General features: G+C 65.0%; 16 protein-coding genes and 1 pseudogene. 3 read left to right on the top strand and 14 right to left on the bottom strand.

Translation table 11 applies throughout. The annotated features are described in order from the left end of the window. The first annotated feature begins 743 nt into the window (after positions 1-743). Positions 744-2459 carry a sensor domain-containing diguanylate cyclase gene (locus ABQU90_RS04020; protein WP_323522058.1) on the top strand — a complete coding sequence of 572 codons (1716 nt, stop codon included), beginning with the start codon at positions 744-746 and terminating at the stop codon, positions 2457-2459. Positions 2460-2729: 270 nt separating this feature from the next. Here ABQU90_RS04020 and ABQU90_RS04015 read toward each other — a convergent pair. Next, positions 2730-2925: pseudogene (locus tag ABQU90_RS04015) on the bottom strand (hypothetical protein). A 205-nt stretch (positions 2926-3130) separates the two neighbouring features. Here ABQU90_RS04015 and ABQU90_RS04010 point away from each other — a divergent pair. Continuing rightward, a complete protein-coding gene (locus ABQU90_RS04010) occupies positions 3131-4105 on the top strand; it encodes a GGDEF domain-containing protein (protein ID WP_055846208.1) in 975 nt (324 codons plus the stop codon). Between the two features lie 95 nt (positions 4106-4200). On the opposite strand, the gene ABQU90_RS04005 is transcribed toward ABQU90_RS04010, so the two are convergent. The 6 genes from ABQU90_RS04005 to ABQU90_RS03980 all read right to left on the bottom strand — a co-directional run bounded on the left by ABQU90_RS04005 (position 4201) and on the right by ABQU90_RS03980 (position 11845). Further along, complete coding sequence (locus ABQU90_RS04005; RefSeq protein WP_055844938.1) at positions 4201-5625, bottom strand: efflux transporter outer membrane subunit; 1425 nt, start codon at positions 5623-5625, stop codon at positions 4201-4203. Then, positions 5619-6350: an SDR family oxidoreductase gene (locus tag ABQU90_RS04000; protein WP_115512091.1), complete on the bottom strand. Its 732-nt coding sequence runs from the start codon at positions 6348-6350 to the stop codon at positions 5619-5621. The genes ABQU90_RS04005 and ABQU90_RS04000 overlap by 7 nt, the downstream gene beginning before the upstream one ends. 35 nt (positions 6351-6385) lie before the next feature. Next, positions 6386-9556, bottom strand: coding sequence for an efflux RND transporter permease subunit (locus ABQU90_RS03995; protein WP_055844944.1), 3171 nt, complete (start codon positions 9554-9556; stop codon positions 6386-6388). Positions 9557-9660: 104 nt separating this feature from the next. Further along, complete coding sequence (locus ABQU90_RS03990; protein WP_055844946.1) at positions 9661-10851, bottom strand: efflux RND transporter periplasmic adaptor subunit; 1191 nt, start codon at positions 10849-10851, stop codon at positions 9661-9663. Beyond that, a complete protein-coding gene (locus ABQU90_RS03985) occupies positions 10848-11621 on the bottom strand; it encodes an SDR family NAD(P)-dependent oxidoreductase (protein WP_323522057.1) in 774 nt (257 codons plus the stop codon). Before ABQU90_RS03985 ends, ABQU90_RS03990 begins: the two co-directional genes overlap by 4 nt. Next, a complete protein-coding gene (locus ABQU90_RS03980; protein WP_323522056.1) occupies positions 11618-11845 on the bottom strand; it encodes a hypothetical protein in 228 nt (75 codons plus the stop codon). Before ABQU90_RS03980 ends, ABQU90_RS03985 begins: the two co-directional genes overlap by 4 nt. A gap of 129 nt (positions 11846-11974) precedes the next feature. Here ABQU90_RS03980 and ABQU90_RS03975 point away from each other — a divergent pair, with 129 nt between their 5' ends. Beyond that, positions 11975-13006: an XC_2801 family transcriptional regulator gene (locus tag ABQU90_RS03975; protein ID WP_055844956.1), complete on the top strand. Its 1032-nt coding sequence runs from the start codon at positions 11975-11977 to the stop codon at positions 13004-13006. Between the two features lie 256 nt (positions 13007-13262). Here ABQU90_RS03975 and ABQU90_RS03970 read toward each other — a convergent pair whose 3' ends face one another. From ABQU90_RS03970 to ABQU90_RS03940, 7 genes are all read right to left on the bottom strand, one after another. Continuing rightward, positions 13263-13988: a YiaD family glycine zipper/OmpA-like lipoprotein gene (locus ABQU90_RS03970; protein WP_055844961.1), complete on the bottom strand. Its 726-nt coding sequence runs from the start codon at positions 13986-13988 to the stop codon at positions 13263-13265. A gap of 267 nt (positions 13989-14255) precedes the next feature. Further along, a complete protein-coding gene (locus ABQU90_RS03965) occupies positions 14256-15674 on the bottom strand; it encodes a cryptochrome/photolyase family protein (protein WP_323522055.1) in 1419 nt (472 codons plus the stop codon). A gap of 248 nt (positions 15675-15922) precedes the next feature. Next, the gene (locus ABQU90_RS03960) at positions 15923-17353 is read right to left on the bottom strand and encodes a replicative DNA helicase (RefSeq protein ID WP_055844967.1); all 1431 of its coding nucleotides are present in this window, start codon (positions 17351-17353) and stop codon (positions 15923-15925) included. Between the two features lie 221 nt (positions 17354-17574). Further along, on the bottom strand, positions 17575-18129 hold the full coding sequence (locus tag ABQU90_RS03955; RefSeq protein ID WP_323522054.1) for an NADPH-dependent FMN reductase: 555 nt from the start codon (positions 18127-18129) through the stop codon (positions 17575-17577). 259 nt (positions 18130-18388) lie between these two features. Then, a complete protein-coding gene (asnB, locus tag ABQU90_RS03950; RefSeq protein WP_055844972.1) occupies positions 18389-20329 on the bottom strand; it encodes an asparagine synthase (glutamine-hydrolyzing) in 1941 nt (646 codons plus the stop codon). A 19-nt stretch (positions 20330-20348) separates the two neighbouring features. Next, positions 20349-20987 (bottom strand): glutathione S-transferase family protein, encoded by a 639-nt coding sequence (locus tag ABQU90_RS03945; RefSeq protein ID WP_311240451.1) that lies wholly within the window; start codon positions 20985-20987, stop codon positions 20349-20351. Positions 20988-21136: 149 nt separating this feature from the next. Then, complete coding sequence (locus ABQU90_RS03940) at positions 21137-23680, bottom strand: DUF3857 domain-containing protein (protein ID WP_323522178.1); 2544 nt, start codon at positions 23678-23680, stop codon at positions 21137-21139. Position 23681 lies beyond the last annotated feature (1 nt).

Here is a 23681-nt window from a genome sequence, read left to right as displayed (position 1 = left end):
CAACGTCGCCGCGGAGTTGGTCAAACAGTGCGAGCAGCTCGGTCGCTTCCTGCTGCAGCAGGACCAGTGCGCTCTTGTTGGGCTCATCCATTGCATCTACCCCGACGGCGCTCGCCAGCGCTCCTGATGCACTCGAAGCAAACCGCATGCCAGCGTGCCGGTGCTGGTTGCTGCTCCGGCACTGGCTGGACCAACTAGCGCGACTCAGTGCCTGCAATGCGTGGCGCTTTCAAGCCCGGCTATGGCAATGGCCAGGTTGACGCCCTCCTCCTGGCTACACGTCGGCTCTGCACCGCTGGCGAACAAGGCGTTCAGCTCAGGCGGAGTCGAGTTGCCGTTGCGCTTCGGCGTGTATGGCCTCCATGGCATGCCCCCCCCCCTGCCGGCACTTCGCCCGGCGAACATGGCGCTGCGTTGATCGGGGAAGGTAGGCGCAAGCGCGGCGCCTGCGAGCTCGCGCTTCTCTACCCGTGCAGCTGTTTCGATGCGCCCAACCGCGGCCCAAGGCTCGCCGATGCCACGGCTTAGGGCGGCGCGACAAATCAGCCGACCGGTTAGAAGAAAAATACCCAAGGCACGCTTGGTTCTGCAGTGCGGCATGAGCGTACTGGCACCAGGGCATGGCACCGAGTCCTGCCTGCCCGCCTGCCAGATGGCTGATTGGCTGACTGATCGGCTGACTAACTGATTGAGGCACGGCGCTTGCATCGGCCTCAACCAGACAATCGGTGTTGGGGAACACGGTGTTGACCAAGAAAGCAAAACGCCATGCCGCTGGGGCTTTATTGCTCGGGGGAGCCATCTTCGTCCTGATCGGCATCGGCGGCTACTTCACCACGCAGCGCTCGCTGGCTGATGCGGGCTGGGTGACGCATACGCAGGAAGTGCTGGCAGGCATCGACGAAATCCAGGCCGGGCTGCTGTCGGCGGAGTCGTCGGTGCGTGGCTACGTGCTGACCGACAACGAGGCGTTCTTGGGCGTGTATGCCGATGCGATCGGGCGCCTGCCCGAGCGCATCGTACGGCTGGAGGCACTGGTGCAGGACAACCCGGTACAGGGACGCAATGTACGCGTGCTCAGCCGATTGGTGGACACACGACTGGTGCAGATCAACGATCTGCTGCACAGCTATCGCAGCCATGGCCTGGATGGCGCGCGCGGGTCGATTGCGCGCGGCGTGTTCCAGACCTCCTCGGCGTTGCGGCGCCAGGTGCAAACCATGACCGAGCTGGAACGTCACCAGCTGGTGAAGCGGACGCAGACCAATGCACTCAGTGCGCAGTGGGTGCTGCGGATGACCGTGACCGGCATCGTCAGCGGGCTACTGGTGATGCTGCTGGCTTACCGCTTGCTGGCGCGCGAGCTGCAACGCCGCGTGCGTGCCGAGGACGAGGCCAGCCATACCAGCGAGCAGTTGGTCGAGTCGTTTGCGACGCTGGAGCGCACCTCTGCGGGACTGGAAGCCTTGTCGCGCTACTCGGGATTGCTGCAAAACTGCCGCGATGCCGAAGAAGCGCTGGAAATTACCGCACGCACGATTGCGCCGCTGATTCCCGGCGCGGCCGGTGCGGTGTATTTGCTGCGCGCATCGCGCGATCGCGCCGAGCAGGTGGTGGCCTGGGGCGCGATGGCCGACGACGACAGCGCAAGCATCGCGCCGGAGACATGCTGGGCGCTGCGCCGCGATCGCACGCACGTGGTGGAAGATGCCAGCCAGGGCATGCTGTGTCGCCATACCGGCGCCAATCTTCCGACGCACGCCAGCACGGTATGCATTCCATTGTCGGCACAGGGCACACAGCTGGGCATGCTGGCGCTGCGCAGCGACCAACCAGGCGGCCTGAGTTCACTGACCGTGGCCGAAGCGGCGGCGGAACAACTCTCGCTGGTGCTGCATAGCCTGCGTCTGCGCGAAACACTGCGTCAGCAATCGATCCGCGACCCGCTCACCGGCCTGTACAACCGCCGCTATCTGGAAGAAGCGCTCAATCACGAACTGGCACGCTGCACGCGCCGAGTGCAGCCGTTGTCGGTGCTGATGCTGGACGTTGATCACTTCAAGCGGTTCAACGATCTGCATGGGCACAGCGGCGGCGACCGGGTGCTGGCGGCAATCGGCGAACTGCTGCTGGCGCAGACCCGTGGCGAAGATATCTGCTGCCGCTACGGTGGCGAAGAATTGACGATCATCCTGCCCGAGGTGGATCTGGCCACTGCGCGAAGGATGGCGGAAAAGTTGCGCGCCGGGATCGAGGGGTTGCAGGTGATGGCCGATGGCGTGTCGCTGCCGAAGATCACCGCATCGTTTGGCGCGGCGAGCTTTCCCGAGCACGCGGGCAATGCGGCGCAACTGCTGCGGCGCGCAGACGAAGCGCTGTACCGTGCCAAGCAAGCCGGGCGCAATCAGGTCATCAGCGCGCCGGAAGCGGCCGGCACAGAGTTGGCGCAGGAGTCCTGACAGCCGACAGGCCGATCGCAGATCCCGGCGATCGCAGCGCGATGATTGGATACGCGATATTTGATCGTCAGCCGGTCGCAAGGCGTCGGCCCGTCGCCAGGCCACCCCAGCGCGACTATGCATATACACTTATATCCGCAAGCCACAGATCATGAGAGGCGGTTCGCTGGGCAAGACGGCGTCGCCGAAGATGCGGCCTGACGCACCATGCCGACACAAGCACTCGCCGTGCCTGCCATACGTGTCGGCCGATTCTTCAGTAGCGCTGCATCACTGACCGGCCCGCCCATCCGCGTCGGCGGGAATCAGCCCTTCTCCAGCCAGCATGCCGTCGATGCGGGCACGCACCTAGAGGTCGCATCGTCGGGCTCGGCGCTGCGCAGTACCGCTTCGGTGCGCGCCTGGAAATCCGATAGTCGAAATCCGCATCTTCATCTGCAGGCAGCTGCGGCAGTCCGTTCTGCAACGCATCGAGGCGCGTCGCTAGCTCTTAGCGTTTTAGGCATAACAGGCTCCGACTCACAGCCGATACGGTTACCACACGGCCGTCAACAACGCACCAAGCCTTGCCATGCAACGCTTCATTTTCCTACCCGCTACAGCGGTAATTGCATGCTCAACTTTCGCGCAACCCGGCCGATAATGATGCCGACTCCGACAGAACCTTGCCTGTGATCCTTCACCTGCGGCGGGATTTCCGCCTCGGCATCGTCAAGATGCTTGGGCCAATCACCGCGCTGTTGCTTTGCCTCTATGCGGTGTACCTGGCCATGACCGGCCAGGCGATTGCGTGCCTCATCACTGCAGCGCTGGGTGTGCTGGCGATCTGGCGCGGCTGGCAGATGCGCGCGGCAGAACGCACGGGCGCTGGCGGTGTCTGGTTGGCATCGATCAATGTCGCCGGCTGCCTGGTGGCCTGCTGGACCGGGGGCGACGGCGCCCTGCCCTGGCTGTTTCCGGTGCTGGCAACCAATTATTTTCTGTGCGGGCCGCAACGCGCGGTGTTGCTGAGCCTGCCGTTGATGGTGGCATTGTTGTTCTTGCCCGGCTTGATCGTCAGCCCCGGTCAGGGCGTGTCGACGGTGGTGGTGACGCTGGTGACGTTGGCGGTGGGGTATTCGTTCTCGCTGCGCATGCAGGACGACCGCGTGCATCTGGAAGAGCTGGCGTCGCTGGATGCACTGACCGGCTTGCCCAACCGGCGCATGCTCGAACGCGCGTTGACCCATCAGATCGATCAGCGCCAACCGCAGGAGCGGCTCAACAGTCTGATCATCCTGGACCTGGACCATTTCAAAGAGGTCAACGATCTGTACGGGCATGCCGCAGGCGATGCCGCGCTGTCGGATCTGGCAACCATCTTGCGTTACGAAGTGCGCGAGCCGCATCAGGTGTTCCGGTTTGGCGGCGAAGAATTCGTGGTGTTGCTGCGCGCCGGCTCATCGGCGGAACTGGAAGCGGCCACCGAGCGCTTGCGCAAGGTGATCCGTAATGGGTTGCGTGGCCCGGGAGGACGCATCACGGTCTCGCTGGGAGCTGCGCGCCACGATGGCGAAACGCACTGGCAAGACTGGTTTTCGCGTGCCGATGCGGCACTGTATCTGGCCAAAAACAGCGGCCGCGATAGCGTACGGGTTGCCGACTGAGCACCGCGCCGCTGGCTGGCTGGATCGCGACATCGAACACGACGATTACGATCTTCTGCTAGACGGGGCGACCCAACGGCCGCCCCGTCCATCGGTCAACGATCGACCACCGCCACCGGTGCGGCGGGTGCTTCACCCTGCTTCCAGCCGCCCAGCGCCTTGTACACACCGACCACGCCGACATTGACTGCCGCCTCGGCCTGCGCCAACGCATCATCTGCCGCCAGCTGGGTGCGCTGTGCATCCAGCAAGGTCAGGAAGTCTTCCGAACCCTCGCGGTAACGGATCTGCGCGAGCTGCTCGGCACGTCGCGCGGCATTGGCCTGGTCCACCACGATGGCCAGACGCGCCTGCTGACGGCCGTAGCCGATCAAGGCGTTTTCAGTGTCTTCCAACGCCAGCAACACCGTTTGCTGGTATTGCGCCAATGCACCGTCGGCTTGAGCCTTGCTTGCACGCAGGCGTGCACGCACGGTGCCGAAGTCGAATGCAGCCCAGCTGATCGACGGGGTGATCGACCAGGCCTTTGCATTGCCCTGGGTCAACCTGGCCGCATCGCCGGACAGAAAGCCGACAAAGCCGCTCACGCTGATGCGCGGGAACAGATCGGCGGTGGCCACGCCGACCTGCGCGGTGGCTGCGGCCAGACGGCGCTCGGCGCTACGCACGTCCGGGCGCTGACGCAGCAATCCGGCCGTATCGCCCAGCGGCAACGGGCGCGCGAACGCCGGCATGCTGCGTGCGACCAGAGTGGCATCCAGCGCATTCGGCTGCTGGCCGAGCAACACGGCAAGACGGTGCCGGTATTGCGCCTCGGCGGTTTCCAGCAACGGAATATCCGCTTCGATAGCCTTCAAACGCGCCAGGCTGCTCTGCACATCCAGCTCGCTGCCGGCGCCCAGGTCCCAACGCGTCTGCGTCAGCTTCTGGGTATCGCGCAGATTGGTCAGGGTGCGCTTGGAGACATCGAGCTGCTTCTGGGTGCCGCGCAATTCAAAGTAATTGCGCGCCACTTCGGCTGCGACCGTGACCTGCACGTCCAGCAGGTTGGCCTGCTCGGCGTCGAGATCGGCGCGCGCCGCTTCCGAGGCGCGGCGCTGACGGCCGAACAGATCCAGCTCCCAGGCCGCATCCAGGCCCAGGGTGGTCTGTTCGGTGAGGAAGCGCTGATTGCCGGCGATCACCTGCTGCTGCTCGCGTCGATCGAAGCTGCTCTGCGCAGTGATATGCGGAGCCTGATCGAGACGACGCTCCACAAACACCGCACGTGCCTGCTTCACCCGCGACACCGCAATGCGCAGATCGTGATTGGCGAACAACGCATCGCGCACCAGTTGCTCCAGCACCGGGTCGTCGAACTGCGACCACCAGTTGCCGACCGGGGATTCAGCGCTGAAAGACGCATCCTGCGCGCCCTGCAGCGTGACCGAGGCGGGCGGGTCGGGCCGGTAATCCGGCCCCACCGCGCAACCGCTGAGCACCAGCGCGGCCAGCGCCGCGCCGAGCAATGTCCTTACCATGGCAAGGTGTCTCCCAAGTGGGTGTAGCTGCCGGTGGGGCCGTGCGCATCGATCAATGCCATCTGCACGCTGCTGTGTGCGCCCTGCTCGATGTCGATCTCGCCCTCACCACCGTTCATGTCGGTTTTGACGTAGCCCGGATGGATGGCGTTGACCTTGATCGAGGTGTCGCGCAGCTCGTAGGCCAGATGCACGGTCCAGCTGTTCAAGGCGCTCTTGGAGGCGTTGTAGGCAGGCACCTTGAAAGTGTAGATCGGCGAGCTGGGCTCGCTATGCAGGGTCAGCGAGCCGAGAACGCTGGACACGTTGACGATACGGCCGGCCAGCGAACGCTGCAGCAGCGGCAGGAACGCCTTGGTCACGCCGACCACCGCAAACAGATTGGTGTCGAAGGTGCGCTTCCAGGTGTCCAGGCTTTGCTCGGACGGCTTGCGCTGGATGTCGTCGATCATGATGCCGGCGTTGTTGACCAGGATGTCCAGGTGGCCGTGACGCTCCTTCACCGTGCCGACTGCCGCGGCGATGCTGATCTCGTCATTGACGTCCAGTTGAATCGCTTCCACCGGCAGGCCTTCGGCCTGCAGCTTGAGTGCAGCGGCCACTGCGTCGTCGCGCTTGCGACCGGCCAGCAGCGTGTGCACGCCGGCCTGTGCGAGTTGACGAACGGTTTCCAGGCCGATGCCGCGGGTGGCGCCGGTGACCAGTGCGATCTTGGTGTTGCTCATGTGGTGAATCCTCTTCAATTGGGGAAGTGATTGGCTTACGCCTTGACCGTGTCATGCGAAACGGCGGCCGGTGCAGCGGGCCCGCGACGGGTCACCCACTTGCGCAGCGCCACGTAGAACACGGGGGTCAGGAACAGGCCGAACAAGGTCACGCCCAGCATGCCGGCGAACACGGTGATACCGGTGACCGAGCGCACTTCGGCGCCGGCGCCATGGCCGAACACCAGCGGCACGGTGCCGGCGATGAAGGCGATGGAGGTCATCACGATCGGGCGCAGACGCAGGCGGCAGGCTTCCAGCGCGGCCTCGACAATGCCCTTGCCGTGCATCTCCAGCTCGCGGGCGAATTCCACGATCAGGATCGCGTTCTTGCACGCCAGGCCCATCAACACCACCAGGCCCACCTGCACGAACACGTTGTTGTCGCCGCCGGTGAGCCACACACCGAACAACGCAGACAGCAAGGTCATCGGCACGATCAGGATCACCGCCAGCGGCAGGGTCCAGCTTTCGTACAACGCGGCCAGCACCAGGAACGCCAGCAACACCGCCATCGGGAACACGATCAATGCCGAGTTGCCCTGCGTGGACTGCTGATAACTCAGGTCGGTCCATTCGATGTTCATGCCGTTGGGCAACACCTTCGGCGCCATGCCGGCCAGCGTGTGCATCGCCTCGGTGGACGACAGCACGCGCGGGTCGGCTTCGCCGATCAGATCGGCAGCCGGGTAGCCGTTGTAGCGGATCACCGGATCCGGGCCGTAGGTCTGGCCCAGCGTCACCATGCTGCCGATCGGCACCATTTGGCCGTTGGCATTGCGGGTGCGCAGGTTGGCGATGTCTTCGACGCTGTCGCGGAACTGTCCATCGGCCTGGGCGATCACCTGATAGGTGCGACCGAAGCGATTGAAGTCGTTGATGTACGACGAGCCCAGGTAGGTCTGCAGCGTGTCGAACAGATTGGTCAGCGGCACGCCCTGCGCCTTGGCCTTGTCGCGGTCGACCTTGGCATCGAGCTGCGGCACGTTGGCCTGGTAGGTACCGATCGGGAACTGCATGCCCGGCGTTTGCGCGATCGCACCGGACATCGCATTCACCGCACTCTGCAACTGGCCATAGCCCAGACCTGCACGGTCCTGGATATACAGCGAGTAGCCCGAGCCCTGGCCCAGACCCAGAATCGGCGGCGGCATGAAGGCGAACGCAAAGCCCTGCTGGATCTGACTAATGCGCGCGTTGATTTCCGCATTGATCTGCGCGGCGGTACGGGTGCGCTGACTGAACGGCTTGAGCGTCAGGAACACCGTGCCGGTGTTGGGCGTGTTGGTGAACTGCAGCGGATTCAAGCCCGGGAACGCAATCGCGTGGTCCACGCCTTCGGTCTGCAGCGCGATCTGGGTGATCTGACGGATCACCTCATTGGTGCGCTCCAGCGAAGCGCCTTCCGGCAGCTTGGTACCGGCGATCAGGTACAGCTTGTCCTGGGTCGGAATGAAGCCGCCCGGCACGATCTTGAACATGAAACCGGTGCCGACCAGCAGCAGCAGATACACCATGAACACCGCACCACGCTTGCCCAGCGCACGCGACACCGCGCCCTGATACTTGTGCGAGCTGCTGTTGAAGAAGCGGTTGAACGGGCGGAACAGCCAACCGAACAAGCGATCGATCAACCGCGACGGGCCGTCCTTCGGCGCGTCGTGCGCCTTGAGTAGCATGGCTGCCAGCGCCGGCGACAAGGTCAGCGAGTTGATCGCCGAAATCACCGTGGAAATGGCGATGGTCACCGCGAACTGCTTGTAGAACTGGCCGGTCACGCCCGACAGGAACGCCATCGGCACGAACACTGCGCACAGCACCAGCGCGATGGCGATGATGGGCCCGGACACTTCGCGCATCGCCTGATGCGCAGCTGCCAGCGGGGTAAGACCTTCTTCGATATTACGCTCGACGTTTTCCACCACCACGATCGCATCGTCGACCACGATGCCGATCGCCAACACCAGGCCGAACAGGCTCAAGGTATTGATCGAGAACCCCAGCAGATACAGCGCTGCGAACGTGCCCACCACCGACACCGGCACCGCCAGCAACGGAATGATCGAAGCGCGCCAGGTCTGCAGGAACAGGATCACCACCAGCACCACCAGCAGCACCGCTTCCAGCAGCGTGTGCACCACCGCGCTGATCGAGTCGCGCACGAACACGGTGGGGTCATACGCTGCCGACCAGGCCATGTCCTGCGGGAACTGCTTTTCCAGCTCGGCCATCTTGGCGCGCACGGCGTCCGACAATTCGATCGCGTTGGCACCGGGCGACTGGAACACGCCCATACCCACCGCGTTCTGGTTGTCCAGCTGCGAGCGCAAGGTGTAGTTGCCGGCGCCCAGCTCCAGACGCGCCACGTCGCTCAAGCGCACGATCTCGCCGCTGTTGCCGCTGCGGATCACGATGTTGCCGAACTCTTCTTCAGTGGTCAGGCGGCCCTGCGCATTGATCGACAGCAGGAAGTCGCTCTTGTTCGGCATCGGCTCGGCGCCGAGCTGGCCGGCGGAGACCTGCACGTTCTGCTCGCGGATCGCAGCGACCACGTCGCTGGCGGTAAGCCCGCGCGCGGCCACCTTGTCCGGATTCAGCCAGATACGCATGGCGTAGTCACCCGAACCGAAGATCTGGATCTGGCCCACGCCAGGCAGACGCGACAACTCGTCCTTGACCTTCAAGGTGGCGTAGTTGCTCAGGTACAGCGAGTTGTACTTGCCCTTGGGCGAGGTGAGATGCACCACCATGGTCAGCGTCGGCGACTGCTTCTGGGTGGTCACACCCTGCCGGCGCACGTCTTCGGGCAGACGCGCCTGCGCCTGGCTGACGCGGTTCTGCACCTGCACCTGTGCCTGGTCCGGATCGGTGCCGGGCTTGAAGGTCACGGTGACCACCAGCACGCCGTCCGAGCCAGCCACCGACTTCATGTACATCATGTTTTCGACGCCGTTGATCGCTTCTTCAAGCGGCGTGGCGACGGTCTCGGCGATGACCTTGGGGTTGGCGCCCGGATACACCGCACGCACCTGCACGCTCGGCGGTACCACTTCGGGGTATTCGCTGATGGGCAGCAGCGGCATGGCGATCAGGCCGGCCGCGAAGATGATGATCGACAGCACCGCGGCAAAGATCGGCCGGTCGATGAAAAAACGGGAAAAGTCCATTGGGGTGGTCCTGAAAGAGGTTGCCGCCGGGTGGCGGCGCGGCACAGCGGCCCCGATCCGGTCTGGGTGTCAGGCCGGTGGTCGAAGCGCGATGCAGCGATGAATCAGTTCGACGCGGTGCGTTTGTCCGATGCGGCGGCCATGGCCACGGCCTTGGCATCGACCGGCATGCCGGGCATGAAGATCTTCTGCACGCCATCGACCACGACGCGGTCGCCCGCGGCCAGACCCTTGCGCACGATGCGCAGGCCATCGGCACTGCGACCGAGCTCCACGTCGCGACGCTGCGCCTTGCCGTCCTTGTCGACCACGTACACGTACTTGCGGTCCTGGTCGGTCAACACGGCTTTTTCGTCGACCAGCATGGCCTTGAACTGGCCGCTGCCCAGCAACTGCACGTGCGCATACAGGCCCGGCGTGAACTGCCGCTGCGCGTTGTCGAGCACGGCACGCACCCGAATGGTGCCGGTGCTGCGGGTCACCTGGTTATCCAGGAAATCCACGCGCCCGGCGTGCGGGAAGCCCTGCTCGCCGACCAGGCCGATGCGCACCGGCAACTCGCCGCCGCGTTCGTCCGGACGCTCGCCGTTGCGGGCCATCTGCGAGTAGCGCAGGAAGGTGCCTTCGTCGGCATCGAAGTAAACGAACACCTTGTCCAGCGACACCAGCGTGGTCAGCACGCTGGCGCTGTCGCCGGCGGTGACCAGGTTGCCGGCGGTGACCATCGCGCGCCCGGCGCGGCCGTCGATCGGCGCGCGCACGCGGCTCCAGTCCAGATTGAGCTTGGCGGTGTCCACTGCCGCTTGTGCGGCCAGCAGATCGGCATCGGCCTGATCGGCGGCGGCGCGGCGCTGCTCCCAGATTTCGGTGGAAATGGCCTGCTGGTCGGAGAGTTTGCGCGCACGTGCCGCTTCGCTGCGCGCCAGCGTGGCCTGGGTGCGGGCCCGCACCATCGCTGCGTTGGCGCGGGCGAAATCGGCGCGGTAGCTACGGTCGTCGATGCTGAAGAGCACATCGCCCTTCTTCACTTCGGCGCCTTCGGTGTAATTCACCTTGTCGATGTAGCCGGACACGCGCGGGCGCAATTCGACGCTTTGCACCGCCTCGATGCGGCCGCTGAATTCGTCCCACTGGCTGATCTCTTTCATCAGCACCGGCGCGACGCTGACGCTGGGCGGCGGCGGCGCGCCAGTCTGCGCGGCACCGCCGCCGCAGGCGGCAAGCACGACCGCGAGCACGGCGCCCGTCAGAACAGTACGCATTGGAAAACGGAACGGGGTGGCGTTCGGGGTCATGGAGAGATCTCTCGAGTGGGGATGGGCAAATGCAGACCGGCCAGCCGGTCTACCGACGGCGCGGTAGAAAGACGACGACTGACGGTCACGATGGGTTGTCCGGGCTGGCCAGGCCCGGCGATGAGCGAGACGGCGGCGCGGCCGACATCCACGGCGCGAATCCATTCCGGGCACGCTTCCTTGGCACGGCCCGGCGTGCACACCGGTTGTTCGACCGAGAGCAGATGCACGCGCACGCCCAGCGGTTTGGCTTCTTCATGCAGCACCTGGGCGAGCATGCGGATGGCGGCGGCGGCCACCGAACTGTCGCCGTGTGCCGCCCAGGCGCGCAGCGCGCACGGGCTGCCCAGCAACAGATAGCGGCCGCCGCCGTCGGCTTCGGCCAGCAGCGGCAGCAGGTGGCGTGCCGCCGCCAGATGCGGCAGCACGTCGCGCTCCAGGCGCCGACGCAGTGCCGTCACCGGCCGATCCAGCAAGCGCCCGGCCTTCCGCGGGCTGCCCAGGCTGGCGATCACTGCGCCCAAGGGGCGCGGCCGCTGCGCCAGCTCGGTGGCCAGCGCCTGTGCCGAGGCGTCATCGGCCACCGAGCCTTGCAGGGTCTCCAGCAGCGGGGCATTGCCATGCTGCGCGCGTAGCGCGTCGAGCTTGGCGGCATCGCGTCCAATCACCAGCACCGGCATGCCGGCGTCGAGCAACGCGGTGACGATCCCGGCACCCACGTTGCCCGCACCGCCGATTACGACGGTTTCGGATTGGACCATCCCGATCATGGGACTTTCACTCCCGACATCGGGACAATTCCGCGCTGTATCCAGCGCGCCTGCAGTCCAGTTCGCTGCATGGGCGCACCGCCAGCCTGCCGCTTGGGCGAAGCAGAAAAGCCACGTGAAACGCTGGCACGCGGGCTTCTTGCCGAGGAAACCACCGGATCGAAAGCGCTTTCGATGGCGCTGCGGGCGTTAGAGGACAAGCCGAAGACATCGCACAACCACATGGCCGTGCTCCTGCATGGAGGGGATGCCGCACAAGCTAGGCCTGAAAGTAGCACTTGATTAGTCCGGATTTAGGGGAATAATCGTCCCGCAAGCGGTCCAATCCCTCCTGACCCCCGGAAGGCAGTCCCATGACACACGATCTCAACGACACCCTGATCTTCGTCAAGGTGGTCGAACAAGGCAGCTTCATTGCTGCCGCCAACGCACTTGGCCTGCCCAAGACCACCGTCAGCCGCAAGGTGCAGGAACTGGAAACGCGCTTGGGTGCGCGCCTGCTGCACCGGACCACGCGGCGCATCGGCCTGACCGAAGCCGGCTCGGTGTATCACGAACATTGCCAGCGCATCGCCCGCGAACTGGAAGAAGCCGAAAGCGCAGTCGGGCAATTGCAGTCCGGCCCGCGCGGCTGGCTGCGGTTTACCGTGCCGTATTCGCTTGGCATTACCTGGATCGCGCCATTGCTGGGCGAATTCCATGCGCAATACCCGGAAATCCAGCTGGATATGCATCTGGGCAACGAGAAGCTGGACCTGATCGGCGGCGAAGCCGATCTGGCATTGCGCGTCGGTGCCCTGCCCGATTCGAACCTGGTCGCACGCAAGCTCGGCAGCCTGCGCACGCAGGTGTTTGCCAGCCCGTCGTATATCGAACGCTATGGCGAGCCGCTGCATCCGGACGAGCTGCAATTCCATCGCACGCTGGCATTGCGCAAGAACCGCAACGTGCACAACAACCGCTTTTTCTGGTCGCTTAGCGATGGCAGCGATGTACGCGATTTTCCGGTCAATCCATTGATGGTGGCCAACGATCCGGCTGCGCTCAACGGTGCAGTGTTATGCGGCGAAGGGTTGCTGCTGACCGGCGATGTGATGGCCAAACCGTTCGTGCAATCGGGCTTGGTGCGCCGCGTACTCGCTGGCTGGACCGGGCCGGAAGTGGATTTCAACGCAGTGTTTGCCGGCGGCCGCCTGGTGTCGCCAAAAGTGCGCGCGTTCGTGGACTTTCTGGTGACGCGGATGAACTTCGACGCGGATTACATGATGGCCCAGTGCCCGGCACGGTTGGCTGCGCAAAAGGCCAACAGCGAGGCGGAAGTGGAAGTCGAAGTGGAAGCCGAACGTGCGGAAGGCAAGCGCATTCTGGAACACGTGACTGCGTGACTGCGTGCTTGAGTCGCGCGCGTTAGTCGAGCGGGCTTAGTTAGTCGAGTGGGCTTAGATGGATCCATCTCCCGTCGGGAGAAGCTGCCCGACGGGCGGATGCGGGTACGTGCGCAGGTCGAACTGGCAACATCACGCCGCGCTTTCGCTTGAAATTTCTGGTTCGACATAAAAAAGCAGGCCGCTCTCGCGGCCTGCTTCAGGACTTCTGCGCTAGCGAGGAATCACCAGCGCACACTTCACAGGTACGACGTACTCAACGCATGCCGGTGTTGCTGGCAGCACCTTCCGCACGCAGCGGAATCAAGCGAATTTCCACGCGGCGGTTCTGCGCGCGCCCGGCGTCGGTGCTGTTGTCGGCGATCGGGTAGCGCTTGCCGGCACCCATGGTTTCCATGCGTTCGCGCTGCACGCCCTGTGCGGTCAGATACTGCGCCACGGCGCCGGCACGCTCTTCGGACAGGCGCTGATTCACCGCATCGCTGCCGACGCTATCGGTATGGCCCACCACTTCCACCATGGTCTGGTTGTACTCGCGCAGCGTGGAGGCGACGCCATTGAGCGCACTATAGAACTGCGGCTTCAACGCAGACTTGCCGAAGTCGAAAGTGATGCCGTCGGGAAGGTTCAAGGTGATGTTGTCGCCCTGGCGCTGCACGTCGATACCGGTGTTGGCGGTGCGCTCACGCAGCGCGCGTTCCTGCCGATCCTGGTACTGGCCAACCGCCGCGCCGCTCAGTGCACCGATACCAGCACCGACCATGGCGTGCTGACGACGCTCGGTGGCGCTGTCGCCGGTGAGCAGGCCCGCAGCCACACCGATCGCGGTGCCGATCAGCGCATTGCGGCCGGTACGGTTCTGCTGTTGGGTCTGGTCGCCATATTGATCGCGCTGCACATACGAGCCGCCGGTGGCGCAGGCAGACAGCGCAATGGCGCTGACCAGGGCAACGGCGAGACTCTTGGTGGCTGCTGGGGACATGGTGTTCTCCTGTGGCCGGAACATCCGGCACTCAATCGTGGTGGCGAGGATAAACAGGCCAACGCGACTGGCGCATGATGAAAATGGTCATGGATGACGTACGGATAGCCGTCCATTCAGGAAAACGTTTTCGGTGGCCACATGCGAAAACAAGACGAAAACTGCAGCTGCCTGCGTTGCTACGCGACCGCATCGAAGACGCGTTGGGCGTTGCGACTCGCTTGCACTGCAGACGCACACGCAGATGCCGCAGCACACGCGCCGCAGTCAGCCCCGCGTTTTTGCATAGGCGGCCAACGCCGCATCGCGCCCTTCTGCAAGACCGATGATCGGTGTGCGCGGATACTCCGGTGCGAAGCGTGCGAGCGACAACGGATGCAGCCAGGGAGCGAAGCGTTCCTTCACCGCAAGCTTGCCGAGCTCGGGCACCCAGCGCGTGATGTAGGTGGCCTGCGGATCGAATTTTTCTGCCTGCGTGACCGGGTTGAACACGCGGAAATACGGCGCGGCATCGGCACCGGTGCCGGCCACCCATTGCCAGCCCATGGTGTTGTTGGCCAGGTCCGCATCCACCAGCGTGTCCCAGAACCAGCGCGCGCCTTCGATCCAGTGCACGCGAAGATGCTTGCACAGCAGACTGGCCACGATCATGCGCACACGGTTGTGCATCCAGCCGGTGTGCCAGAGCTGACGCATGCCTGCATCGACGATCGGAATGCCGGTGCGGCCGCGTTGCCAGGCCTGCAATGCGACCGGATCGACCTTGGCCCAGTCAAACCCTTCGAAGCGCGGGTTGAGATTCTGATTGGTGGTGTCCGGGAAGTGATGCAGCAGGTGATAGGCAAAATCGCGCCAACCCAGCTGGCGGATGTAGCCATCGATCTCGGCACCATTGCGCGCGTTGCGATGCGCTTCCAGCGTGCTGGCAATCCGCCACGGTGCGATCTCGCCGAAATGCAGATGCGGCGACAGTTGCGAGGTACCGACGCGATCGGGACGGTCGCGATTTTCGCGATACCCGTTGAGCGCACCGTCGATGAAGATCTCCAGCATTTCATGCGCACCGGCCTCGCCGGGCTGCCAGTGCTCCCAGAATCCTTGGTCCCAGTTCAAGCGCGGCAGCAACTGCAGCGACTCCAGCGCAACGGCTTTTACCTTCGCCGGCAACGGCGGCAAACTGCGCGGCGCCGGCACGGCAGTGGGCAGCTGCAACTGGGTCAGCGCGTTGCGCCAGAACGGGGTAAAAACCTTGTACGGGCCGCCCTGTTGCGTCGACAACTGCCAGGGCTCCAACAGCAACGCGGAATTGCAGCTTTGCACCTCAATGCCGCGCTCACGCAGGCTGCGCTTGATCTGCGCATCGCGCGGCTGGGTGGCCGGCTCGTATTTGCGGTTCCAATACACCGCCACTGCGCCGGTCTGCGCGATCACCTCATCCAGCACCTGCGCACTGTTGCCGGCACGGATGACCAGGCCGCTCCCCAACGCACGCAGCGCGTTGTCCAGCGCCGCAAGCGAACGATGCCGCCAGCTGCGCGAAGCCGCGCCAGGCGCCCACTCGCCTTCTTCGTGCGGTGCGTCGATGTAGAGCGGAATCGGGTCATGCCCGGCATCCAGCGCAGCGCGCAGGGCCGGGTTGTCCTGCAGACGCAGATCGCGACGGAACCAGACGATGGCGTATGACATGCGAACTCGGCAGCGGCGGTGAGGCTGCGCAGCATAAGCCAGCGCACGCAACGATGGCGCGATGCCCGGCCCACTCCGACATGCGGGTCGTCCGCCGGCAGCACACGTTGCGCGGCAGTGGATCGCTCACGCGTGACCGCAGCGCCCTCGATATCGCCCCACGCGCGCTTATGGACGAAGGCGCAAGCGTTGCCGCGCCACTGCCGTTCAACCGCCGCCCACGACCGCAGGCAGCGCTGGCAAGGTACTTACTCGAAGCTGCCCACCGAGTCGTGCGACAGATTGTCGAAGCGGGTGTATTCGCCGAAGAACTTGAGCTTGCACGAGCCGGTCGGTCCGCCACGGTGCTTGCCGATGATGATCTCGGCCAGGCCCTTGTCCGGCGAATTTTCCTTGTTGTAGTAATCGTCGCGGTAGATGAAGACGATCATGTCGGCGTCCTGCTCGATTGCGCCGGATTCGCGCAAGTCGGCCATCACCGGGCGCTTGTCGGTACGGGTTTCCAGCGAGCGGTTGAGCTGCGACAGCGCAATCACCGGCACGTTGAGTTCCTTGGCCAGGCCCTTGAGACCACGCGAGATTTCCGAAATTTCGGTCGCGCGGTTTTCGCTGTTGCCCGGCACCGACATCAGCTGCAGGTAGTCGATGACGATCAGGCCAAGATCGTGTTCGCGCTTGAGCCGGCGGCACTTGGAACGCAGCACTTCCGGCGACACGCCTGGCGTGTCGTCGATGAAGATCTTGGTTTCTTTCAGCATCTTGATCGCGCCGGTCACGCGCGCCCAATCCTCGTCTTCCAGCGCGCCGGTACGCAGACGCTGCGCATTGATGCGGCCGTTGGAGGAGATCAGACGCATCGCCAGCTGCGAGGCCGACATTTCCATCGAAAATACCGCCACGCCCTTCTTGGACTTGATCGCAGCGTATTCGGCGATGTTCAGCGCCAGCGTGGTCTTGCCCATCGCCGGACGCGCGGCCAGGATGATCAGATCGGTCGGCTGCAGGCCGGCGGTCATCGCATCGAAGTCGGTGTAGCCGGTCGGCAGGCCGGTGATGTTGCCGCCGTTTTCGAACCGGTTGCGCAGCTCTTCGAACGCGTCCTTCAATGCGCCCGGCATCGCCACGAAATCGGTGCGCCCGCGCGCGCCTGCTTCGGCGATCTTGAACACCGCTTTTTCCGCCGATGCCAGCAGCTCCACGCTCTCGCGCCCTTCCGGCTGAAAGCCATCGTTGACGATGGTGGTGCCCACTTCGATGAGCTGCCGCAGCACGGCCTTGTCGCGCACGATTTCCGCGTACGCGGCGATATTGGCCGCCGACGGCGTGGTGCTGGCCAGCTCGATCAGATACGCGCCATCGCCCACCTGCTCCAGCTTGCCCTGCGACTCGAACCACTCGCCCAGCGTGACCGCGTCGAACGGACGGTCTTTCTCGTTCAACTCGCGAATCGCGCGGTAGATCAGCCGGTGGTCGCGCCGGTAAAAATCGTTGTCGGTGAGCTGGTCGTTGACCCGATCGAACGCCTCCGGTGCCAGCATCAGCCCGCCAAGCACAGCTTGTTCGGCTTCGACCGAATGCGGCGGCACGCGCAACTGGTCCAGACGCGGCTCGGGACGATCGTAATCGTCGTCGTCACGATCACGATTGCGCTTGGAACGGAAACCAGGACGAGCGGACATGGACGAACAAACCTGACGCGGGGAGACGAGGGCAGGAAGCATAGTCATCGACGGCGCCGACGACCATGCACAACTCTGTGGATAACTGGTGGACAGCCAGTGCATCACCCTTGTACGCGAGCGCTGTCGCAGCAGCCGCGACCCTTGCCCTGCCTGGCTTTCAGCACCCTGACCAGGCTGCCCGGCGAGCGCGTACCCGCCGCGACAACGCTGTGATCAACTCAATGTTTGAGGTGCGCGACCAGGCCCAAAAACGCATCGACAAAGCTCTGCAGGAATTTGCGGCTGTCGGCATTGGCGATCTGATCGTCCGGGCCGAACAGACCGTCCTTGTACTGCAGGAAGACCTCCGGCTGGCCCAGCACATGCATGTTCAGATAGGCCAGCACATTGCGCAGATGCTGCTGTGCAGTCGCGGTACCGATCGGACCGACCGAGATACCGACCACCGCTGCCGGCTTGCCGCTAAACGCGCTGTCGCCGTAAGGACGCGAGCCGGTGTCGATGGCGTTCTTGAGCACTCCGGGAATCGAACGGTTGTACTCGGGCGTGACGAACAACACCGCATCGGCCGCGCAGATCTGCTGCTTTAGCCGCGTGCCCTCGGCCGGGTAGTCGCCGTCGCGGTCCTGGTTGTACAGCGGGATATCGCCGATCTCCACATACTCGAACACGGCCTTGTCGCCAGCCAGATGCTCCAGCGCGCGCGCAAGCTGACGGTTGTACGACTCTGCGCGCAGGCTGCCGACCAGGACGGCAATAGTGATCTTGCTCATGGGGGACGCTCCGTGGAATCAGGGCCCCACCCTACCCAGCCCCATGCTCAGAGCTGGTGAAACGCCGCCCGGCACCGGCGGCTCAACCGGCGGCGCACGCATCGACGGCGCATGGATCACGAGGATTTCGCCTGCAAGGCGTTGACGCTCCGCTCCTACCCGGCCTGATGTTCGAGCCGCGGCGCCCAGCGTCACACTTCACGCGGGCGCAGCAACGCCGTCTCCCGCACCTAGGGACGGTTGATCGCCACGATCATGGTCAGCGCGTCATTGCCGCGCGTTGTTCGCGCCAGTGCGCCTGCCAGGCCTGGAACATCAGCACCGTCCACAGGTGCGTATGCCATTTGCGTTCGCCACCGTTGAAGTCGCGCCATAGCCCGGCCACGGTGTCGGCAGCAAATACGCCCTCGCGCTCCAACGTGCCGTGCGCCAGCAGATCGTCTGCCCAACCATTCAAATCGCCACGCAGCCAGGCGCTGACCGGCGCGCCGAAGCCGCGCTTGCCGCGGTAGACCATCGGATCGGGCAGATAGCGGCACAACACACGCTTGAGCAGGTATTTGCTGACGCCGTCGCGGTACTTGAGCGAGAGCGGCAGCGACCAAGCGAATTCGGCCACGCGCCAGTCCAGCAGCGGTGCGCGCGCCTCCAGGCCCACCGCCATGGTGGTGCGGTCGACCTTGCACAACAGGTCGTCGGGCAGATACGCGGCAAAATCGGCCAGCATCATCGCGTCGGCCGGCGTGCCGGAGCCGTGCAGCGGGTCGGCAAGGCTGTAGAAACTGTCTGGCTCGGTGGCGCCCAGCACCACCGCCGCCGGGTCGCGCCAGCGCGAAATGCGATTGCGGTAAATGTCGCCGATGCCACGCGCGCCGGCCTCGGCCACCAGCGCGGCCAGCCCGCCGGTACGCGAGGATTCGCCATTGCTGCGCGCCGCCACCGCCATCAGGCGGCGCAACGGGCCAGGCACCAAGCCGTGCATGCGCCAGTTGCGCAACGCGCGCTGGTAGCGGCCATAGCCGAAGAACAATTCATCGCCGCCATCGCCGGACAGCGCCACGGTCACGCCGCCGCGTGCCAGGCGTGCCACCAGCGCGGTCGGCACCTGCGACGCATCGGCGAAGGGCTCGTCGAACATGTCCGGCAAGGTCGGCACCACCGCCAGTGCATCGGCGCCGCTGACGTACAGCTCGGTGTGGTCGGTGTGCAGATGCGTGGCCACTTCGCGCGCCAGCGGCGCTTCATCGTGATGCGAACCTTCAAAGCCGATGCTGAAGGTGTGCACCGGCTGGCTGCTTTGCGCCTGCATCATCGCGGTGACGATGGACGAGTCGGTGCCGCCGGACAAAAACACGCCCACGGGCACGTCGGCCACCATGCGTAGCGCCACCGCATCGCGCAGCACGCCATCGAGTTGTTCCTCGGCCTGCGCATCGGTGCCGGTAAATGGCGCTGCCAGAGCGCGCTGCATCGCTTCGCGCGCGTTCCAGAACGGCTGTTGCGCCTGATCGGGACGGTGCGCGGCCGCACCTGCCGCCACGGTCTGCGCATCCATCCGCAACACGCGGCCCGGCATCAACTTGAAGGTGCGCTCGTGGATGCAGGCAGGCGCCGGGATGTAGCCCAGGCGCAGCAGCAAGGTCAGCGCGTCGCGATCGACCCCATTGTCGAAATCCGGGTGCTGCCACAGCGCCTTGAGTTCGGAACCGAACACCAGCGTGTCGCCGGCCCAGCCGTAGTAAAGCGGCTTCTTGCCGACACGGTCGCGCGCCAGGAACAGGCAGTTGTCGCGCTCGTCCCACAGTGCGATGGCGAACATGCCATTGCAGCGGGTCAAGGTGTCGTCCAGCCCCCATTCCACCACCGCTGCCAACAGCACTTCGGTATCGGAATGCCCGCGGAAGCGATGCCCGAGCGCAGCCAGTGCGGCACGCAGTTGCGCAAAGTTGTAGACCTCGCCGTTGTAGGCCAGCACATAGCGGCCGTCGGCCGAGCGCATCGGCTGATGGCCCAGCGGCGACAGATCCAGAATGCTCAGCCGCTGGTGCGCCAGTGCCACGCCGGCCTGCGCATCGCACCAGGTACCTGCATCGTCCGGGCCGCGATGACGCAAGGCCGCGCCCATCGGTCGCACCAGCGCGTCGAGCTGCTCGCCATGCAGACGCGGCGACGCCAGCAGCATTCCTGCCAATCCGCACATGCTCAGCGCTCCTGCCGACTCATGCCGCCACCGCCGCAGGTGCGGGCATCGGCACGAAGCCCGACAGCGCCCGCACGCGTTGCAGCCAGGCACCGATCGCCGGCCAGCGCTCCAGATCGAAACCGCCGTCTTCGGCGCAATGCGTGTACGCAAACAGCGCGATGTCGGCGATGCCGTAGTCGCTCCCGGTGAACCAGGCGTGCTGCTGCAGATGCTGCTCCATCACCGCCAGTGCCTGGTCGCCGCGCACGCGTAGCTGCGGCAATTCGGCGCGGCGTGCGGCATCGCGCGGTGTCCACAGGCTGATGAAACGTGCCACCGCCAGATACGGTTCGTGGCTGTATTGCTCGAAGAACATCCAGCTCAGCGCCTGCGCACGTTGCCACGCATCGGTGGGCAGGTACGGCGTGCCTTCGGCCAGCCAGAACAGGATCGCGTTGGATTCGGTCAGCACGCGGCCGTCGTCGCGTTCCACCATCGGCACCTTGCCATTGGGATTCTTGGCCAGGTACTCGGGCGTGCGGGTCTGCCCCGCCACGCTGTCTACTTCGACCCAGTGATAACGGCTACCCAGCTGCTCCAGCAGCAGACGCACCTTGTAGCAGTTACCGGAACTGGACATGCCATGCACGGTCAACGGGGGACGCACGGTCGACATCAAGCTGGCTCCGCGACAACGACGAGGGGGCTGGCAGTGTCACAGCCCTGTGCGCCTTTGCAAAGCCCTTTGCACGCATCGGCAGCCGCCTGCCGCCACCGGTGCGGGCACTGCAATCGCCAGTCGGACTGCAACAGCGATGGCCCATCTCACCCCGTCGCCACAATCGCCACCGGCACGCCCAGCACGGCGATCACCACACCCAGCAGCGACAGCGTCAACGCCCAGGCACCGAAGGCGCGCGTGCGTCCGCACCCGGTGGCACCGGCAACGGCCTGCACCGAGCACACCGACCACCACAGGCCGCCGAGCATCAACAGCAGCACGCACATCGACAACTGCGCCATGCCGGCCGGATCGCTGGCGCCGCTCTGCAGCAGGGCCGGCTTGCCCTTGAGCGCCACCAGCCCGGCGAGCACGCACACCAGCCATGGCAAGACGCTGCCCGCCATTGCCGGCAGCAGCCGCGCGACCTGCGCCGCGCTACCCATCCAGCGCAACAACTGTTTGAGCAGCACGCAGCCCAGCACCAGCACCGCCCCAACTGCCAGGGCACCGGCAAGCTGCATCCACCATGGCAGCGCATGCAGCCACATCCACGCCGATACCAGCGTGGTCACGGCAAACACCGCCCAGGCACTGCGCCGCAGCCCGACCTGCTGCGGCATGCGCTGCGCCGTGCCGTGCGGGTCGAACAGCAGGCCGCCCAACCCACCGCCACGCCACCAGGCCAGGCAACCCAGCACCAGCACGATCAAAGCCAGCAACCCGACCAGCGGATAGCTCAGCGCCCGCCAATCGGTCGGTTGCTTGCGCCGCTGCGGCTTGAGGTCGTGATTGAAGTACAGCAGGTCGCGCGCACGCTCCATATCGGCCGCCGCACGCGCCACCCCGTTAGCGGGAATGCGGTCGGCGAAGCGCTGCCATTCGCCGACAATTTCGATGCGCCCATCGCGCATCGCAATCGTGCGCGAGAAGCGGAACCAGGGGTTGCTCACGCTCTGCGTGTCTGCATCCACTTTCGTCACCGGGTCGCTCTGCACGCGCACGGTCTGCCGCGCCAGCTGCGGCCCGCGCAGCACCAACGGGCTCTTGCGCGCCTCCTTGGGCAAGCTATCCATCCAGTCGCCGAGCTGAAACAGCGGAAAACCCACTTCATCGCCTTCTGCCACCGGCCATTCCAGCCGATAGGTTTCGTGCGTGCGCACATTCAATGCATCGCTATCGTCGATGGTCGGCGCATCGACCTGTGTCAGCGCGGTGTAGTACTGCTGCATGAACTCCAGATAGCGCTCGCCCATCGCTTGCGCGCCATCGTTTTCGAAGCTCGATGTCACCCGTTCACCGCGTCCCTGCCGATACGTGGTGTCCACGCTGAAAGTGGCGACGCGCTGCGGTTTGCGCAGCGAAATCACGATGTCTTCGATGACCTCCACCTGCGGCAAGGTCGGCATCGGCGCCGGTACGTCGACCAGGGCGTCCTGCCCGGCCAGGACCGGCAATCCACGTACGAACGGCAGCGGCCGACGCTGCGCAAGCGGGCCGTCCTCGCGGTCGCGCGTGGCATCTACCCAGACATCGCCCTGCGGCAGATGTGCGCGCACCACCACATGGTCGAAGGCGTAGGGGCTGGGCAGCCGCTTGTCCAGTGCGGCGCCCTTGTCGCTGCTGACCAGGACCGGTTCGGCGCGGATGCCGGCCAGCTGCAACAACGCAATCAACAAGGTCGCCTTGTCCTTGCAGTCGCCGTAGCGGTTGCGCAACGTCACTTCCGGCGCATGCGGCGCGTGCGAGTTTTCGCCCATGTCCAGGCCGACGTAGCGGATCTCGCCCTGCACGAAAGCCACCGCGCGCAACAATGCGCCCTGCGCATCGTCGCTGTGCAGCCGCAGGCTCTGCCTCATGCTGGCGGCCACCTGCGCATCCTTGAACGCATCCGGATACAACTGCGCGGCCCATGCGGCCACATTCGCCCAGTTGCCGGCAGTGGACACTTCGATCACGCCATACGGGTCCACATCGTCGGGAGCGCCTTTTTCCTCCTGCACCGCGGCGATATTGCTTGCCCCGATGTTCAACAGCGTGACCCCATCGGCACTGCTGACATTGCGGCTGAAGCCTGGCGCGCTGATGCGCCACTGCAAAGCCACGTCGGCGGGATAACGCACACGAATCCGCCGTTCGCCCAGCGGCACGCCGTAGCGCGCATCGAAGATGTCGTAATAGCCCTTGCCGAACACCGGGTTGCTGCCGGTGATGGTCACCCCGTAATCCACCCGGTCGCCGACGCGCAGGTCCGGCAAAGTGATCGACAGCGTCAGCGCACCATCGATCAAGCCTTCTTCCAGGCCGCTTTCGCGGCGTAGCTTGGCGTAATGCGCGCGGCTACGCATATCGATGCGCTGGCCCGCGCGCCAGACATCCAGGCTGTTGAGCTGCAACGTCTGATACTGCGGCTGGTAGTCGATGGAGATCTGCCCGGCCTCGTCCAGACTCTTGGCCCGCTGCACCGTATAACTCAGACGCCGATACGCGCGCGCCGCAGGGCCGGTCAGATCGACCTGATCGGAGACCAGTTCATAGCGCAATCCGCTCGCGCCCGGCACGCTGTCGGGCACCGCATCGGCGACCACCCATGCCGGCGCCGGCGCCATGCTCGGCGCCTCGTTCGCCTGCACCGGTGCGATCGCGATT

Origin of the sequence: Xanthomonas sp. WHRI 10207, assembly GCF_040202975.1 — a bacterium.
Classification (GTDB): Bacteria; Pseudomonadota; Gammaproteobacteria; order Xanthomonadales; family Xanthomonadaceae; genus Xanthomonas.
The sequence above is the reverse complement of the archived record's forward strand: the minus strand, read 5'-3'. Positions and strand labels throughout refer to the sequence as shown.

What these genes read in the sequence shown, in the direction of transcription:
- ABQU90_RS03960 (WP_055844967.1), bottom strand. Translation starts at nt 17,353, where the DNA reads ATGTCCGCTCGTCCTGGTTTCCGTTCCAAGCGCAATCGTGATCGTGAC.
- ABQU90_RS03955 (WP_323522054.1), bottom strand. Translation starts at nt 18,129, where the DNA reads ATGAGCAAGATCACTATTGCCGTCCTGGTCGGCAGCCTGCGCGCAGAG.
- ABQU90_RS03985 (WP_323522057.1), bottom strand. Translation starts at nt 11,621, where the DNA reads ATGATCGGGATGGTCCAATCCGAAACCGTCGTAATCGGCGGTGCGGGC.
- ABQU90_RS03990 (WP_055844946.1), bottom strand. Translation starts at nt 10,851, where the DNA reads ATGACCCCGAACGCCACCCCGTTCCGTTTTCCAATGCGTACTGTTCTG.
- asnB (WP_055844972.1), bottom strand. Translation starts at nt 20,329, where the DNA reads ATGTGCGGATTGGCAGGAATGCTGCTGGCGTCGCCGCGTCTGCATGGC.
- ABQU90_RS03965 (WP_323522055.1), bottom strand. Translation starts at nt 15,674, where the DNA reads ATGTCATACGCCATCGTCTGGTTCCGTCGCGATCTGCGTCTGCAGGAC.
- ABQU90_RS03980 (WP_323522056.1), bottom strand. Translation starts at nt 11,845, where the DNA reads ATGTGGTTGTGCGATGTCTTCGGCTTGTCCTCTAACGCCCGCAGCGCC.
- ABQU90_RS03975 (WP_055844956.1), top strand. Translation starts at nt 11,975, where the DNA reads ATGACACACGATCTCAACGACACCCTGATCTTCGTCAAGGTGGTCGAA.
- ABQU90_RS03945 (WP_311240451.1), bottom strand. Translation starts at nt 20,987, where the DNA reads ATGTCGACCGTGCGTCCCCCGTTGACCGTGCATGGCATGTCCAGTTCC.
- ABQU90_RS04005 (WP_055844938.1), bottom strand. Translation starts at nt 5,625, where the DNA reads ATGGTAAGGACATTGCTCGGCGCGGCGCTGGCCGCGCTGGTGCTCAGC.
- ABQU90_RS04000 (WP_115512091.1), bottom strand. Translation starts at nt 6,350, where the DNA reads ATGAGCAACACCAAGATCGCACTGGTCACCGGCGCCACCCGCGGCATC.
- ABQU90_RS03970 (WP_055844961.1), bottom strand. Translation starts at nt 13,988, where the DNA reads ATGTCCCCAGCAGCCACCAAGAGTCTCGCCGTTGCCCTGGTCAGCGCC.
- ABQU90_RS03995 (WP_055844944.1), bottom strand. Translation starts at nt 9,556, where the DNA reads ATGGACTTTTCCCGTTTTTTCATCGACCGGCCGATCTTTGCCGCGGTG.